This is a genomic window from Vibrio sp. CB1-14, assembly GCF_040412085.2.
Lineage (GTDB): Bacteria > Pseudomonadota > Gammaproteobacteria > Enterobacterales > Vibrionaceae > Vibrio > Vibrio chaetopteri.
In genome coordinates, this window is the sequence record NZ_CP115920.1 from 1,959,906 (window position 1) to 1,973,701 (window position 13,796).

General features: G+C 44.5%; 14 protein-coding genes. 5 read left to right on the top strand and 9 right to left on the bottom strand.

All coding sequences use genetic code 11. From position 1 onward, the window contains the following. Positions 1-153: 153 nt before the first annotated feature. From ttcA to PG915_RS08800, 4 genes are all read right to left on the bottom strand, one after another. A complete protein-coding gene (gene ttcA / locus PG915_RS08785) occupies positions 154-1,047 on the bottom strand; it encodes a tRNA 2-thiocytidine(32) synthetase TtcA (protein WP_353496180.1) in 894 nt (297 codons plus the stop codon). Between the two features lie 153 nt (positions 1,048-1,200). Next, on the bottom strand, positions 1,201-1,857 hold the full coding sequence (locus PG915_RS08790; RefSeq protein ID WP_353496181.1) for a DUF2987 domain-containing protein: 657 nt from the start codon (positions 1,855-1,857) through the stop codon (positions 1,201-1,203). Positions 1,858-1,874: 17 nt separating this feature from the next. Beyond that, positions 1,875-2,669, bottom strand: coding sequence for a glucosaminidase domain-containing protein (locus tag PG915_RS08795; RefSeq protein ID WP_353496182.1), 795 nt, complete (start codon positions 2,667-2,669; stop codon positions 1,875-1,877). After that, entirely contained in the window at positions 2,662-3,522 is an 861-nt protein-coding gene (locus PG915_RS08800) for a hypothetical protein (protein ID WP_353496183.1), read from the bottom strand. The genes PG915_RS08795 and PG915_RS08800 overlap by 8 nt, the downstream gene beginning before the upstream one ends. A gap of 297 nt (positions 3,523-3,819) precedes the next feature. Between PG915_RS08800 and potA the strand changes: the two genes are divergently transcribed. The 5 genes from potA (at position 3,820) to PG915_RS08825 (ending at position 8,983) form a co-directional block, all read left to right on the top strand. After that, on the top strand, positions 3,820-4,965 hold the full coding sequence (gene potA, locus PG915_RS08805) for a spermidine/putrescine ABC transporter ATP-binding protein PotA (RefSeq protein WP_353498694.1): 1,146 nt from the start codon (positions 3,820-3,822) through the stop codon (positions 4,963-4,965). Beyond that, the gene (potB, locus tag PG915_RS08810; RefSeq protein ID WP_353496184.1) at positions 4,949-5,806 is read left to right on the top strand and encodes a spermidine/putrescine ABC transporter permease PotB; all 858 of its coding nucleotides are present in this window, start codon (positions 4,949-4,951) and stop codon (positions 5,804-5,806) included. Before potA ends, potB begins: the two co-directional genes overlap by 17 nt. Continuing rightward, the gene (gene potC, locus PG915_RS08815) at positions 5,806-6,576 is read left to right on the top strand and encodes a spermidine/putrescine ABC transporter permease PotC (RefSeq protein ID WP_353496185.1); all 771 of its coding nucleotides are present in this window, start codon (positions 5,806-5,808) and stop codon (positions 6,574-6,576) included. The genes potB and potC overlap by 1 nt, the downstream gene beginning before the upstream one ends. A gap of 94 nt (positions 6,577-6,670) precedes the next feature. Then, a complete protein-coding gene (locus PG915_RS08820) occupies positions 6,671-7,705 on the top strand; it encodes an extracellular solute-binding protein (protein ID WP_353496186.1) in 1,035 nt (344 codons plus the stop codon). Positions 7,706-7,945: 240 nt separating this feature from the next. After that, positions 7,946-8,983 carry an extracellular solute-binding protein gene (locus tag PG915_RS08825; RefSeq protein WP_353496187.1) on the top strand — a complete coding sequence of 346 codons (1,038 nt, stop codon included), beginning with the start codon at positions 7,946-7,948 and terminating at the stop codon, positions 8,981-8,983. Between the two features lie 227 nt (positions 8,984-9,210). On the opposite strand, the gene cobB is transcribed toward PG915_RS08825, so the two are convergent. From cobB to fdh3B, 5 genes are all read right to left on the bottom strand, one after another. Further along, entirely contained in the window at positions 9,211-9,945 is a 735-nt protein-coding gene (cobB, locus tag PG915_RS08830; protein WP_353496188.1) for a Sir2 family NAD+-dependent deacetylase, read from the bottom strand. A gap of 132 nt (positions 9,946-10,077) precedes the next feature. Continuing rightward, on the bottom strand, positions 10,078-11,298 hold the full coding sequence (locus tag PG915_RS08835; RefSeq protein WP_353496189.1) for an ammonium transporter: 1,221 nt from the start codon (positions 11,296-11,298) through the stop codon (positions 10,078-10,080). Positions 11,299-11,650: 352 nt separating this feature from the next. Continuing rightward, positions 11,651-12,082: a hypothetical protein gene (locus PG915_RS08840; RefSeq protein ID WP_353496190.1), complete on the bottom strand. Its 432-nt coding sequence runs from the start codon at positions 12,080-12,082 to the stop codon at positions 11,651-11,653. A gap of 16 nt (positions 12,083-12,098) precedes the next feature. Next, on the bottom strand, positions 12,099-13,175 hold the full coding sequence (locus tag PG915_RS08845; RefSeq protein ID WP_353496191.1) for a formate dehydrogenase subunit gamma: 1,077 nt from the start codon (positions 13,173-13,175) through the stop codon (positions 12,099-12,101). An 11-nt stretch (positions 13,176-13,186) separates the two neighbouring features. Then, positions 13,187-13,795 carry a formate dehydrogenase FDH3 subunit beta gene (fdh3B, locus tag PG915_RS08850; protein WP_042501521.1) on the bottom strand — a complete coding sequence of 203 codons (609 nt, stop codon included), beginning with the start codon at positions 13,793-13,795 and terminating at the stop codon, positions 13,187-13,189. Between the last annotated feature and the right edge of the window lies 1 nt (position 13,796).

Here is a 13,796-nt window from a genome sequence, read left to right on the forward strand (position 1 = left end):
TTAACGCATGCACCAAGCCTCGATTAGATTCCTGCCTGCACAGGAATGACACGAGTACCCACCAAGCCTTGGATGAATGAGCTTAACTTCTATGTAACCAACATAAAAAAACGCCCCTCAAATAAGGGGCGTTTTCTTCAATCTAGCGGTGTACTAAACATTAGTCACATCAATAAACATAGACTCATCGATGTTTGTCGACGAAACCGTCGCTTCACTAAACTCATACTCTTCACGTGAGCCTTCACGATCCAATGGAAGGTTTACGAAATCAAACAACTCACGGTCAGCCAACTGACTTGGGCTAACGTTTTGAATCGATTTAAAGATAGCTTCAACGCGACCCGGGGTCTTTTTATCCCAATCAATCAACATCGCCTTAATCGACTGACGTTGCAGGTTCTCCTGAGAACCACACAGGTTACAAGGAATGATTGGGAAATCTTTATGTTCAGCGTATTTGATCAGATCTTTTTCACGGCAGTACGTTAGCGGACGAATCACCACGTTACGACCATCATCAGAACGAAGCTTAGGAGGCATCGCTTTTAGGCGGGAGCCGTGGAACATGTTCAAGAACATGGTTTCCACAATGTCATCAAGGTGGTGACCTAGTGCAATTTTAGTCGCGCCAATTTTCTCAGCAAATGAGTAGAGCGTTCCACGACGAAGACGCGAGCATAGGCCGCATGTCGTTTTGCCCTCAGGGATCTTCTCTTTAACGACTGAGTACGTATCTTTATCAACGATGTAATAAGGAATGTTCAGTGTTTCAAAGTAATCTGGCAGGATGTGCTCTGGGAAACCTGGCTGTTTCTGATCAAGGTTAACCGCAACCACATCAAACTTGATTGGTGCTGCTTTTTGAAGATTCAATAGGATATCCAGCATCGCAAATGAATCTTTACCACCACTGATACACGCCATCACCACATCATTTTCTTCAATCATGTTGTAGTCGATAATTGCGTTGCCAACATTTCTTCTAAGACGCTTTTGAAGTTTGTTGAACTCTAGGGTTTCTTTTCTTGTATCTGTCTGATTCATCACGTGCTCTCACATTGCCGACAATGTCGACGATAGGATTTCCTACTGGGAATAATCTGGGGCGTGGATTATACGAGCTTTTTGATAAAGATTAAATGGTTGTTTGACCCCCTTTCGATTGGGAGTCAAACAATTCTAGAAAGATGCGCAGGCTTATTTAGCGCCAGGAAGGTAAGGTAGGATACGAAGTGTCTCTCCAGGGAGCGTCATGTAACCACCCTCACCGATATCACTGAGACGTACTTGAGCTTTACCGTTTTCTAATGCTACCGAGTCACCATTAGAATAAGAAATTGCACCTTCCATATCAGGCGCGAACTCTAGAGTAATACCTTCAACATCCGGAGTGAACCAACTGGCAAACATGCCTCCTAAATCTTCTAGCATCACCTGCATTTGTGGCAGAAGTCTTTCAACCTCTGCATAAGTCACTTTGCCTGACATAGGTTCGGTCGTCATCACCACCATAGAGAAGTCGCAGCGCTGATCTTGTGGAGTGTGTACAAACACCAACGGATTCGCTGACTTGAGGTTGTTATCTAGCGGCACCACGAGTTCATTGATTGGGCTCGCTGGCAACTCTTCATAATGCTCCTCTTTTTCCATCCAAGCTTTTTCAATAGGACACAAGGTTTTTGAGTCCGCATCGACAAAGAAGAAACCTACCTTCACATCCTCATGCCCTTCTTTCGCATTGTTCTTCATCTGTGAAAACAGTTTTGAATAGGTGAACATGTACTCTTGGGCAAGAGTGGGAACCGCAAATGTGGCTGCGGCAAAACCTAAAAGGGCTAACTTTACTACTTTCATGTTTAATTCTTTGATTATTATTGTGTTGTCCAGAACTTGTCATTATGTCGAATCATGGCTTGCAGGTCTTTGACGTATGCCTCACCCCGCTCCGAATAACGCAGTAATCCATTAGTGAGTTCCAGTGCAGCCGTCTCTGACAACAAATTTTCACCTCGATCTCTAATACCAGCACGAATATCACGCAATTCTTGGTAAGCGCGGTTGCGATTCACATTCATAAAGTAACCGTGGATAGATTGCTGAGGAGAGCTGAACTTAGCCACTTCATGCGACATTCCTTCGCTACGTTTTAACGGAACAAGGCCGCATCCCTTCGTATAACACCATTGACCAAAATAGTTATTGGCTTCGTTGGCAAAGCGCGATGTTCCCCATGCCGATTCGTTAGCCGCTTGCGTCAGTACCAGTGCTTCAGGAAGAACATCTACCCTTTCAAGCATTGCATTGACCCAATCATAGTTCACCTGTGAAGGCTCTAATGAATAGAGTTTACCAAGGCGCTTTGCCGTAGCTTGTTGTTCACTCGTCAGAGACTGCTCATCCAGCGCTAGTTTAATGCCAAGTAATCGTCTGCGCTCTTTTTCAATTCGCGCGTTTTCAATGGCGATTCCGGGTCTCAAGTAATCAAAAAAAGTCTGCTTCTTCTGATTGGTATCGGTAATGCTCGCGATATCTGGCTTGTCTTCCGCGATGGCAGGCAGCGTGATGGCTTCATCTTCATGGTCATCGGCGGATTTTTCAGAAAGGAACAAAAAAGCGCTCCCAGTCAGGAGCGCAGCTATAGATAGAAATTTATGCGAACTACGCATCAAATACCTCAGGGTTCTTATTAGGCTTATCGTCGTTTCTTGGCGGTGTATTGTCGTTGTTATCGTCGTTGCTGTCGTTACCAGAGTCGTTTGAGCCATTACCTTCAGTGGCAACAATCTTTAGGGTGATACCAAACATCTCGCGATAAACAATGCCTTTTACATGGAAGAAAAACGGCAATACAAAGATAAGGCCAATACCGTAGAACATCGCGCCGACAATGAACATCAACATCACTAAGGTGTAGATACCTGCCAGAACGAAAATCTTCTTGTTTACCGCACGCAGTGATAAAAGCAAAGACTGGAGTGGCGGAACCTTTTTCTCGCAGATAAGCAATATAGATTGGCTAAACGCAAGAGATAGGTACATCGAAAGGAATGGCAAAATCATGCTCACCACGCCTTGCAACATCAAGCTAAACAGCGTAGCGATAATGACAGGCACGGTAAACTGTAGACCTTTGCCGATGTGTCTGGTTTTCGTTGTAAGACCCGCTGCGTGGCTCATTGCCATAAGTGAGATACCTGCAAATACAGGTGCACTCACTACTTCATAACTAAAGTTGGCAACAAAAATAGCTTGAAAAATGCTCTGATCTAGCAAGCTTGGGTCCTGGAACGCTTGCAAGATAACGGATGGATCGCCAAGTTGTAATTGCAGTGCGATATAAAAAATACCCACTTGCACAAAAATGAGGGCAATAATTGCAGGAGAGAAAGACAAAAAATGCTTGATGGTTTGCTGCCACGCTTCTTGGAACACAGCCCCAGCCTTGAGGTCATATTTCCCTGAGATAGCGCGCTCAATTGAGCCACCTAAGTTGAAGTCTCTTTCAAAATCGTTTTTCATATGTTTTCCAAGTGACACTCTATACGAGTACATTTCTTCGTTGAAAAGGCTGCGACATTATAGCGGTAACGAGATTGTATTATCACTGTTATCACCTTGCTTTTCAGTCTTTTTGGGTGATAATTAACCAATTGATAAGGCAAAATATTCAACTCGACGCGCTCTAAACCTAGTATGGTAAATAATGTTTAGTTTTACCTGCAAAATTTTTTCGTTTCGGGATAAGAAAATGCTTTGATTTCACCCAATTGGTGATTATGATGCGCGCCTTAAATGTGTATAGCAACTGGCCGCTAAATTTTCGGCCGAGGTGGAGAAAAACAGACGTTGAACGCTAAACATTCAGAAGGAACACCAGTCGTACAGCTTGCTGGTGTGAGTAAAAGTTTCGATGGTAAGGAAATCATCGCAAATCTTAACTTAAACGTTAATCATGGTGAGTTTCTCACTATTTTGGGTCCTTCGGGCTGCGGTAAGACCACAGTACTAAGAATGATCGCCGGCTTTGAAACCGTCGACAGTGGTAGACTCAATCTCGCTGGCCAAGATGTAACGGAAGTCCCCGCTGAACAGCGACACGTCAATACTGTTTTCCAGAGCTATGCCCTCTTTCCTCATATGACCGTTTTCGAAAATGTGGCATTTGGTTTGCGTATGCAAAAAGTGCCAAATGCTGAGATTGAACCTCGCGTTCTCGAAGCATTGAAAATGGTTCGCCTAGAGAAAATGGCTCAGCGTAAACCGCACCAGCTTTCTGGTGGTCAGCAGCAACGTATTGCGATTGCTCGCGCTGTCGTGAACAAGCCAAAGGTTCTACTTCTTGATGAATCACTGTCTGCACTTGACTACAAACTGCGTAAGCAAATGCAGATTGAGCTTAAACAGCTTCAGCGCCAACTAGGTATTACTTTTATTTTCGTTACTCACGATCAAGAAGAAGCATTGTCGATGTCGGACCGTATCATCGTAATGCGCGATGGCGTGATCGAGCAAGATGGTACCCCTCGCGAAATCTACGAAGAGCCGAAAAATCTGTTCGTTGCTCGTTTTATTGGCGAGATCAACGTGTTTAACGCAACGGCCATCGACCGCATTGACGACAAACGTATCAATGCCGAAATAGAAGGTCAGAAGAGCATTGTTTACTACGACAAAGCGTTTGAATCTGGTGAAAAGCTTCAAGTATTGCTTCGCCCAGAAGATTTGCGTATCGAAGAGATCAAAGAGTCAGAAAATAGAGGCATCGTTGGTCACGTAGCAGAACGTACCTATAAAGGTATGACGCTAGATTCTGTCGTTGAACTAGAGTCTGGTATGCGTGTAATGGTGAGTGAATTCTTTAACGAAGATGATCCAGATGTCGACCACTCTCTAGGTCAAAAGGTTGCCGTTACTTGGGTTGAAAGCTGGGAAGTGGTGCTAAAAGATGAGCAAGAAGTTTAATCTACAGAACGCCATTATCACTCTGATTGTCGGTTGGTTGGTACTGTTTGTGCTGATTCCCAATGTGATGATCATAGGTACGAGCTTCCTAACTCGAGACGAAGCTAACCTGATTGAAATGACGTTCACGCTCGAGAACTACGCTCGATTACTTGACCCTCTATACGCTAAGGTCTTATTCCACTCGTTCTACATGGCGATCGTGGCAACCTTTATCTGTTTGGTGGTTGGTTATCCATTTGCGTATATCGTAGCGAAGATGCCAGAAAAATGGCGTCCGTTTATGCTGTTTTTGGTGATAGTTCCGTTCTGGACTAACTCGTTAATCCGTACCTATGGTTTGAAGATTGTTTTAGGTACTCAAGGCATCTTAAACAAGAGCTTAATAGCCTTAGATATTATCGATAAACCTTTGCGCATTATGTACACCGAGACCGCTGTAATGATCGGCTTGGTCTATATTCTGCTGCCTTTCATGATTCTTCCGCTCTACTCAGCGATTGAGAAACTGGACGGTACCTATATTGAAGCAGCGCGCGATCTCGGTGCTAACAAATGGCAAACACTAACGAAAGTAATCTTGCCATTAACTATGCCAGGAATTATCGGCGGCTGTCTGCTTGTGCTACTTCCTGCATTAGGTATGTTCTACATCGCTGACCTATTGGGCGGCGCGAAGAACCTTCTAATTGGTAACGTGATTAAGAGTCAGATACTCAATGCTCGTGATTGGCCGTTTGGCGCGGCGACGAGTATCGCCCTAACTGCCGCGATGGCAGTGATGTTGTATGCCTACTACCGTGCAGGCAAGCTCTTAAACCGTAAAGTGGAGCTCGAATAATGGGACGCGCTGTAAGATTTAGCTTTATGACGGTAGTGTACGTGTTCTTGTATCTACCGATCATTGTTTTGATCGCTAACTCATTCAATGCCAACAAATTTGGAATGAAATGGGGGGGCTTTACGACCAAGTGGTACGACGCTCTGGTTAACAACGACAGCTTGATGCAAGCCGCTTGGCACTCGCTCAATGTCGCTGTTTTTTCGGCAACCGCTGCAACCATTATTGGTAGCTTGACCGCGGTTGCGCTGTTCCGTTACCAATTTAAGGGTAAAGGCGCAGTAAGTGGCTTACTCTTTATTGTGATGATGTCACCAGATATTGTGATGGCCATTTCGTTGTTAGCGATTTTCTTGGTGCTTGGTGCCCAACTAGGCTTCTTTAGCTTATTGATCGCGCATATTACATTCTGTTTGCCGTTCGTAGTTGTGACTGTTTACAGCCGTTTAAAAGGCTTCGATGTAAAAATGCTTGAAGCGGCAAAAGATCTTGGTGCTGGTGAATGGACTATTCTTAAACAAATTATCTTGCCACTCGCTAAACCGGCAGTGGCGGCAGGTTGGTTATTGTCATTTACACTATCGCTAGATGACGTGATTGTGAGTTCGTTTGTGACAGGGCCGACGTACGAGATTTTGCCACTTAAGATTTATTCAATGGTAAAAGTCGGTATTTCACCAGAGGTGAACGCCCTTGCGACCATTATGTTAATTGTCTCTCTTGTCTTGGTTGTGACCTCTCAATTACTGGCAAGAGAAAAGGTTAAGTAAACCGCTATTTTACTAATGGAGCAGAATGGCGTTGTCATTCTGCTCTTTTTCTATCTATGCCTTAAAGGCAGCGTTTGTTTTGGAGCTAACGTCAATGAAAAAATGGGCTACTTTTTTAGCTGGTAGTGCATGCGCACTTTCTCTTCTATCTGGAGCAGCTAGTGCAAAAGAAGATAAAGAATTGGTATTTATGAACTGGGGGCCTTACATCAACAGTAATATCCTAGAGCAATTTACTAAAGAGACTGGCATCAAGGTTATCTACTCTACCTATGAGTCGAACGAAACCTTGTATGCAAAGCTAAAAACGCACAATAAAGGTTATGATCTTGTCGTTCCATCGACCTACTTCGTAGCGAAAATGCGTGATGAAGGTATGCTACAAAAAATCGATAAGTCAAAGCTATCGAACTTCAGCAACCTGGATGTAAACTACCTAGACAAACCATACGATCCAAACAACGACTACTCTATCCCGCACGTTGTCGCGATCACCGGTCTTGCGGTAAATACAGACATGTATGATCCTGAAGAATTTACAAGTTGGGCTGACTTGTGGAAACCAGAGCTTGAAGGCCAGCTAATGATGATGGATGACACTCGTGAAGTGTTCCACATCGCGCTACGTAAATTGGGCTACTCTGGTAACACGACTGACAAAGCACAAATTGACGAAGCTTACGCAGAACTGCAAAAGCTAATGCCAAACGTATTGGTGTTTAACTCAGACAACCCAGGTGCACCATACATGTCTGGTGAAGTTGGCCTAGGTATGCTTTGGAATGGCTCAGCAGCGGCTGCGCAAAATGAAGGTCTACCAATTAAGCTTGTATTCCCGAAAGAAGGCGGTATTGGTTGGGTAGACAACTTCGCGATCAGCTCAGGTGCGAAAAACGTTGATGCAGCACACAAGATGATCGACTTTTTGCTTCGCCCAGAAATTGCAGAGCAAATTTCTCGCGACACTGGCTACCTAACAGCAGTAAAAGCGTCAAACGAGAAGTTTAAAGACAGCCCTGCTCTATTCCCATCTCAAGAAGATTTGGATCGCGTAGAATGGCAAGATGCGGTTGGTGACAGCACGGTAGTTTACGAAGATTATTTCCTAAAACTAAAAGCAGGTCAGTAATCTTTACTCCTTCAGTGTAAAAAGGTGGCAGTAGCCACCTTTTTTTATGGCTGACGTTCTATATCCTTCTAAACGTTTAATTTTTGTAAACTCCAACATAGAGTATTCAATCATTGGCTGATATAATGTTGTGATGCACATCAAATAATGATGGCGTGCAAAGTAGTGTGGGAAGCCCTACTTTCCCATATCGTCATGTCTCTTAGAGACTCTTTGTTTACCAAAACAAACGGAAAAGTAATGAAAAGCAAATTGTATGCAGGCGCACTATGTGCGGCGACTCTCTTCACTACCCCGGCGTTTGCAGCCAACGAAGAACTTTACTTCTACAACTGGTCTGAATACATTCCTAGCGAAGTACTAGAAGACTTTACTAAAGAAACTGGCATTAAAGTCATCTACTCTACTTATGAATCCAATGAGAGCATGTATGCGAAATTAAAAACGCAAGGCTCTGGCTACGACCTCGTGGTTCCTTCTACCTACTTTGTATCTAAGATGCGTAAAGAAGGCATGCTTCAAGAGTTAGACAAAGAAAAGCTAGCTCACTATCAAGATCTGGATCCAAACTATCTAGACAAGCCTTTTGACCCAGATAACAAATTCTCGATTCCTTATATCTGGGGCGCAACCGGTATCGGTATCAATACAGATATGCTAGACCGTTCAGCGGTAAGCTCTTGGGGTGATTTATGGGATCCTCAATGGGACGGTCAGCTGATGATGATGGATGACTCACGTGAAGTATTCCACATCGCACTAACGAAACTTGGTTACTCGCCAAACACCACTAATCCAGATGAAATCAAAGCTGCATACGAAGAGCTTAGAAAGTTGGTACCAAATGTATTGGTGTTCAACTCAGATTTCCCGGCAAATCCATACCTTGCAGGTGAAGTATCACTGGGTATGCTTTGGAATGGTTCAGCATATATGGCTCGCCAAGAAGGCGCTTCTATCGAGATCGTATGGCCTGAAAAAGGCACGATTTTCTGGATGGATAGCCTAGCCATCCCATCAGGTGCGAAAAATACAGAAGCCGCACATAAGATGATTGATTTCCTACTTCGTCCAGAAAATGCTGCAAAAATTGCAGTGGAAATTGGTTACCCAACACCAGTTAAAACAGCTTATCCGCTACTACCAAAAGAATTTGCTGAAGATCCAAACGTGTTCCCACCTCAAAAAGTGATGGACTCGGGTACATGGCAAGATGAAGTTGGCGAAGCTGGCGCGCTTTACGAAGAATACTTCCAAAAGCTAAAAGTCGATAACTAATTTCTAGTATTGACTAAAGACAAAGCCCTCCTACTGGAGGGCTTTGTTATATCTAGTTTTCCTAAAAGTCGTCATCCCCTTGAAAAAGGGGATCTTCTATAGCGCGCTTTAGCCAACTTCAATGACTGTTACCACCCTGCACGCTTCGGGAGATCCTCGATGTCTCGAGGATGACGTAATGGTGGTATAGCACAATACACTACAGGTAATACGTAGTAGGTTTGGTTTTAAGCAGTATTACCTTGAGTCTGCAACTCTAAAATCTCTTTGACCAACTTAGGCACTTCAATACTCGCCTTTCCATATCGCTTCTCTTCAAACTCACTCTGTACTGCGCTTGGCTCTAGATTGACCTCTATGGTGTGAGCGCCATGCATTTTAGCATCATGAACAAAACCCGCAGCTGGATACACTACGCCTGAAGTACCAATGGAAACAAACAGGTCAGCTTTCTCAATAGCGGCGTAAATATCACCCATTCGAAGAGGCATCTCACCAAACCAGACGATATGTGGTCTCATTTGCGAAGGAATTTGGCAGCAGTGGCATAAATCTCCAGTAAGGATATCGTCTTTGGTATCGATCACCTGCCCAGACTCTTCACAGCGTGCTTTAAGAAGTTCACCATGCATATGAATGATGTTTTCGCTTCCGCCGCGCTCGTGGAGATTGTCGATATTTTGAGTAATAACAGTAACCGTGCCGTCTAACTCTTTTTCAAGGTTTCCTAACGCGATATGAGCGGCGTTAGGCAAAATAGACTCCTGTTGGAGTTTGCTACGACGCTGATTATAAAAATTTTGGACAAGTTCTGGATTGCGTACAAAACCTTCTGGAGTGGCCACGTCTTCAATTCGGTGGTTTTCCCAAAGTCCGTCTTGTGCACGGAATGTTTGAATACCTGACTCCGCAGAAATACCCGCACCGGTCAAAACAACGACATTTTTGTAGGGAAACTTCATAGACCTTCCTTGTGCTGACTTATTGTTGTACCAACAAGAGTAACATGGAACGAATAACATCAATAGTATTAGGGATTAGACCATGGTCTAATCCCTACGTGATTTCAGTTACTTAGAAGCAATAGGATAGTATTAATCTTCGTTTGTGGCTGAGATCTTGTGAATCGCCAAGTCCGCGCCTTTGTATTCATCTTCTTCAGATAAACGCAAGCCAGTGAGCTTATCAAGAATGCCGTACACAAGACCAGCACCAATCATGGCAACAACGATACCAGCAGCTGTGCCAACTAATTGGGAGGCGAAGCTTACACCACCCATACCGCCTAGTGCTTGCTGACCAAAAATACCTGCCGCGATACCGCCCCAAGCGCCACAGAGGCCATGTAACGGCCATACACCCAATACGTCATCAATTTGCGTTTTATTCTGTAGATAAGTGAACACCCAAACAAACAATGCGCCTGCTACACCGCCAGTAATCAGAGCACCAATTGGATGCATCAGATCCGAACCCGCACAAACCGCTACTAAGCCTGCTAACGGTCCATTATGGATAAAACCAGGGTCATTTCTACCCGCAAACAGAGAAGCTAAGATGCCGCCTACCATTGCCATCAGTGAGTTCATCGCAACAAGACCACTAATTCCTTCGAGCGTTTGCGCAGACATCACGTTAAAGCCAAACCAACCAACACTTAGGATCCACGCCCCCAAAGCCAAGAAAGGAATATTTGACGGAGCAAAGTTGGTATGTTTACCAGCGCGAATACGCCCTTTTCGCATACCAAGGAAGATCACTGCAACCAAAGCAATCCAACCACCAACGCCATGCACCACCACTGAGCCAGCAAAGTCATGGAAACCCGCACCAAAGCTTGACTCTAAAAGGCTTTGAAAGCCAAAGTTACCATTCCAAATCATCCCTTCAAACAACGGGTAGACAAGACCCACGGTAAAGAAAGTCGCTAACAACACAGGGTAGAACCTTGCACGCTCTGCAATACCACCAGAGACAATGGCTGGAATTGCGGCCGCGAACGTCAACAGGAAGAAGAACTTAACCAGCTCATAGCCATTTCCTTGCGACAAGGTTTCCGCATCCGCGAAAAATGTACCACCATAAGCTACCCAGTAGCCTATGAAGAAATAAGCAATAGCTGAAACACCAAAATCAGCCAAGATTTTCACTAGAGCATTCACCTGGTTTTTATGCCTTACCGTCCCCACTTCAAGAAATGCAAACCCAGCATGCATTAAGAACACCATAATGGCACCCAATAGTAAGAAAAGCGTATCTGAGCTCTGAGTGAGTGTTTGTACTGCACCATGTACGTGCTCTACAGAGGGGGTCATAAGTCGATTACTCCTTTATCGTTTAGTTATGACGCGCACCAAAAACGTGCCACAACTTCTTGCTTTACACCAATTTGGTGAGAGCGATTTTTTATTGAACGACAGTTAGAGCAAAGAACGTTCCAAGTTGACAGAAATAACAGATACGCATCTAAGTTATTGATTAATAGTAAACCTTGATGGCATTGGTTTTAAAGAATTACGACGTAGCACGTTTCTATTGCACCATGGAAGGGATGACGCACCAATTTGGAGTGCACTAATAAGTTGCAATTATGTTGCAAAAATAGGTAAGACAATAAAAAAGGAGTTGTAGTTAGCTACAACTCCTTTTCGATAGGACTACCAGTATTTACGGTAGATGCTTAATTGGCTCAGCAGTTTCACCAAACGTCATTGGTATGTTTTGCTTCAGTTTGTTCATGCCAGCAAACATACGAATAATCCAGACCACAATTGCGACCGAGGCAAACAACATACCAACATAGGGAATGAAGTTAGCAATCTGGTCGAGCCACGTTGCCTGATACCAATAGTGCGTGACGCCTTTGAGCAAGCCGTTAGAGGTTGCTACAGTGACGATTAACACAACAAAGAAGGTCAGATTGAGAAAGAAGGTTCTAATCAACCCGTAGTAATGAGAGTTAATCACATCACTATCCTCACCTTTGTCCAAACGATAACCAGCATAGACAATAGCAATAACGCCTGAGATTAATAACGTAAAAGGCGTAAAGAGGCTAAGAATGTAAGCTATCCAAATACCTTTGTGTTGTTGGTGCATATCTTAGTATTCTCCTTTAGCTTAGATCGCTTCGCGTCTTGCCATCAACGCCAGATGAAACTGACTCTTCTTTAGGCTTGGGGTTGTCCAGCTCATGTTTGACTTCCTCATACCAAAGATCGTGATGCTCTTTCGCCCACGTTTCGTCAACTTCACCCGTCACCATGCCTTCCAACGCTCCTTCCATCCCGAACAAGCCGATGTAAATATGGAAAATGAAACCACAGATCAGTATCAGTGCAGCCAGCATATGGATTAAGTTCGACCATTCCATATCACGACGTGTTTGACCAAAAATAGGGAAATCGAGAATAAGGCCACTGGCGGCGACAACAGCACCAACAATGATCAGCATCCAAAACAGAACCTTCTCACCCGCATTAGAAAAGCCAGCAGAGGGGTGACTGCCTTTATGCTTGCCTGCCATACCGCCAAACTTCATAAACCACTGTACATCCACCTTAGTGAAAATAGATTTACTCCACCACTTAAAGAGCAGGGCAACGAGTAGCACTAAGAACATTGGCCCCATATAGTTATGGTACTGCTTCGCCAAATAAACGGTCCAGCCCCATAAGTCTGTAGGTACATAAGGCTTCATAAAGTGCTTACCGTAGACCAGCATCAGACCACTGAAGGCAAGCGTTAAGAAGACAAACGCCATACTCCAGTGAAGCGCTCTGTCCATACGGCTCCATCTTTGCAGTTTACGCCCAGTTCTCGCGCCAGATAGCTTCATTGGGCCACCAATGAAATACGCGAGCATCACAAGGGTAATACTACCGAAAATGGCTACTGCACCAGCAGGAGACATCCACTTTTCTTTCAAGATATACCACGTTTCACCAGGCGTACTGATTAACACACCGTGCTCAGGAGACGCCGAGGTGGTTGTCCCCTCTACCCCTTCTTTCACCATGCGCCAATAGTCAGCACCAGCAAGCTGTGTCACCTCACCTTGAACAACTTTATTGCTCTTACTTTCTTCAGCATGAACGCCAAACGACATTACAAGAACCACTGCTGCCAACACTGGCAGCAGCAATTGGAAGACAGAGCCAAGCAAACCTTGTTGTTTAGACAAAATAGCCATCGCTCTCTCCATTAGCTTTTAGTCGCATCGTAAGCGAGGTCATTCCCATCGGTCCAACCTGCATCTTTCGCACCACGCTCTACTACACGTTGACGAAAGATATCCGATACTTTCGCAGCGTCACCGGCTAGTAGAGCTTTTGTTGAACAAAGCTCGGCACACATTGGCAGCTTACCTTCAGCAATACGGTTTGCGCCGTACTTAGCGCGCTCTTCTTCTGAATTGTCTTCAGTTTCAGGGCCGCCCGCACAGAAAGTACATTTGTCCATTTTACCGCGTTCACCAAACGCAGCTTGTTTCGGGAACTGAGGTGCACCAAATGGACAGGCAAACAAGCAGTAGCCACAACCGATACAGAGATCTTTGTTGTGAAGCACAATGCCATCTTCTGTACGCTCGAAGCAATCTGCAGGACACACAGCCATACATGGTGCGTCGGTACAGTGCATACAAGCCACAGAGATCGAGTTTTCACCGGGAAGACCATCGTTCAAAGTAACAACACGACGACGCTGGATACCCCATTGAAGCGCGTCATCATTTTCGTTTTTACATGCCGTGACACAGCCATTGCATTCAATACAACGTTTGGTATCACATAGGAATTTCATATTAGCCATT

Bases quoted from the DNA above. Each gene is read 5' to 3' on its own strand.
- ttcA (WP_353496180.1), bottom strand. From the start codon at position 1,047: ATGAATCAGACAGATACAAGAAAAGAAACCCTAGAGTTCAACAAACTT.
- PG915_RS08790 (WP_353496181.1), bottom strand. From the start codon at position 1,857: ATGAAAGTAGTAAAGTTAGCCCTTTTAGGTTTTGCCGCAGCCACATTT.
- PG915_RS08795 (WP_353496182.1), bottom strand. From the start codon at position 2,669: ATGCGTAGTTCGCATAAATTTCTATCTATAGCTGCGCTCCTGACTGGG.
- PG915_RS08800 (WP_353496183.1), bottom strand. From the start codon at position 3,522: ATGAAAAACGATTTTGAAAGAGACTTCAACTTAGGTGGCTCAATTGAG.
- potB (WP_353496184.1), top strand. From the start codon at position 4,949: ATGAGCAAGAAGTTTAATCTACAGAACGCCATTATCACTCTGATTGTC.
- potC (WP_353496185.1), top strand. From the start codon at position 5,806: ATGGGACGCGCTGTAAGATTTAGCTTTATGACGGTAGTGTACGTGTTC.
- PG915_RS08820 (WP_353496186.1), top strand. From the start codon at position 6,671: ATGAAAAAATGGGCTACTTTTTTAGCTGGTAGTGCATGCGCACTTTCT.
- PG915_RS08825 (WP_353496187.1), top strand. From the start codon at position 7,946: ATGAAAAGCAAATTGTATGCAGGCGCACTATGTGCGGCGACTCTCTTC.
- cobB (WP_353496188.1), bottom strand. From the start codon at position 9,945: ATGAAGTTTCCCTACAAAAATGTCGTTGTTTTGACCGGTGCGGGTATT.
- PG915_RS08835 (WP_353496189.1), bottom strand. From the start codon at position 11,298: ATGACCCCCTCTGTAGAGCACGTACATGGTGCAGTACAAACACTCACT.
- PG915_RS08840 (WP_353496190.1), bottom strand. From the start codon at position 12,082: ATGCACCAACAACACAAAGGTATTTGGATAGCTTACATTCTTAGCCTC.
- PG915_RS08845 (WP_353496191.1), bottom strand. From the start codon at position 13,175: ATGGCTATTTTGTCTAAACAACAAGGTTTGCTTGGCTCTGTCTTCCAA.
- fdh3B (WP_042501521.1), bottom strand. From the start codon at position 13,795: ATGGCTAATATGAAATTCCTATGTGATACCAAACGTTGTATTGAATGC.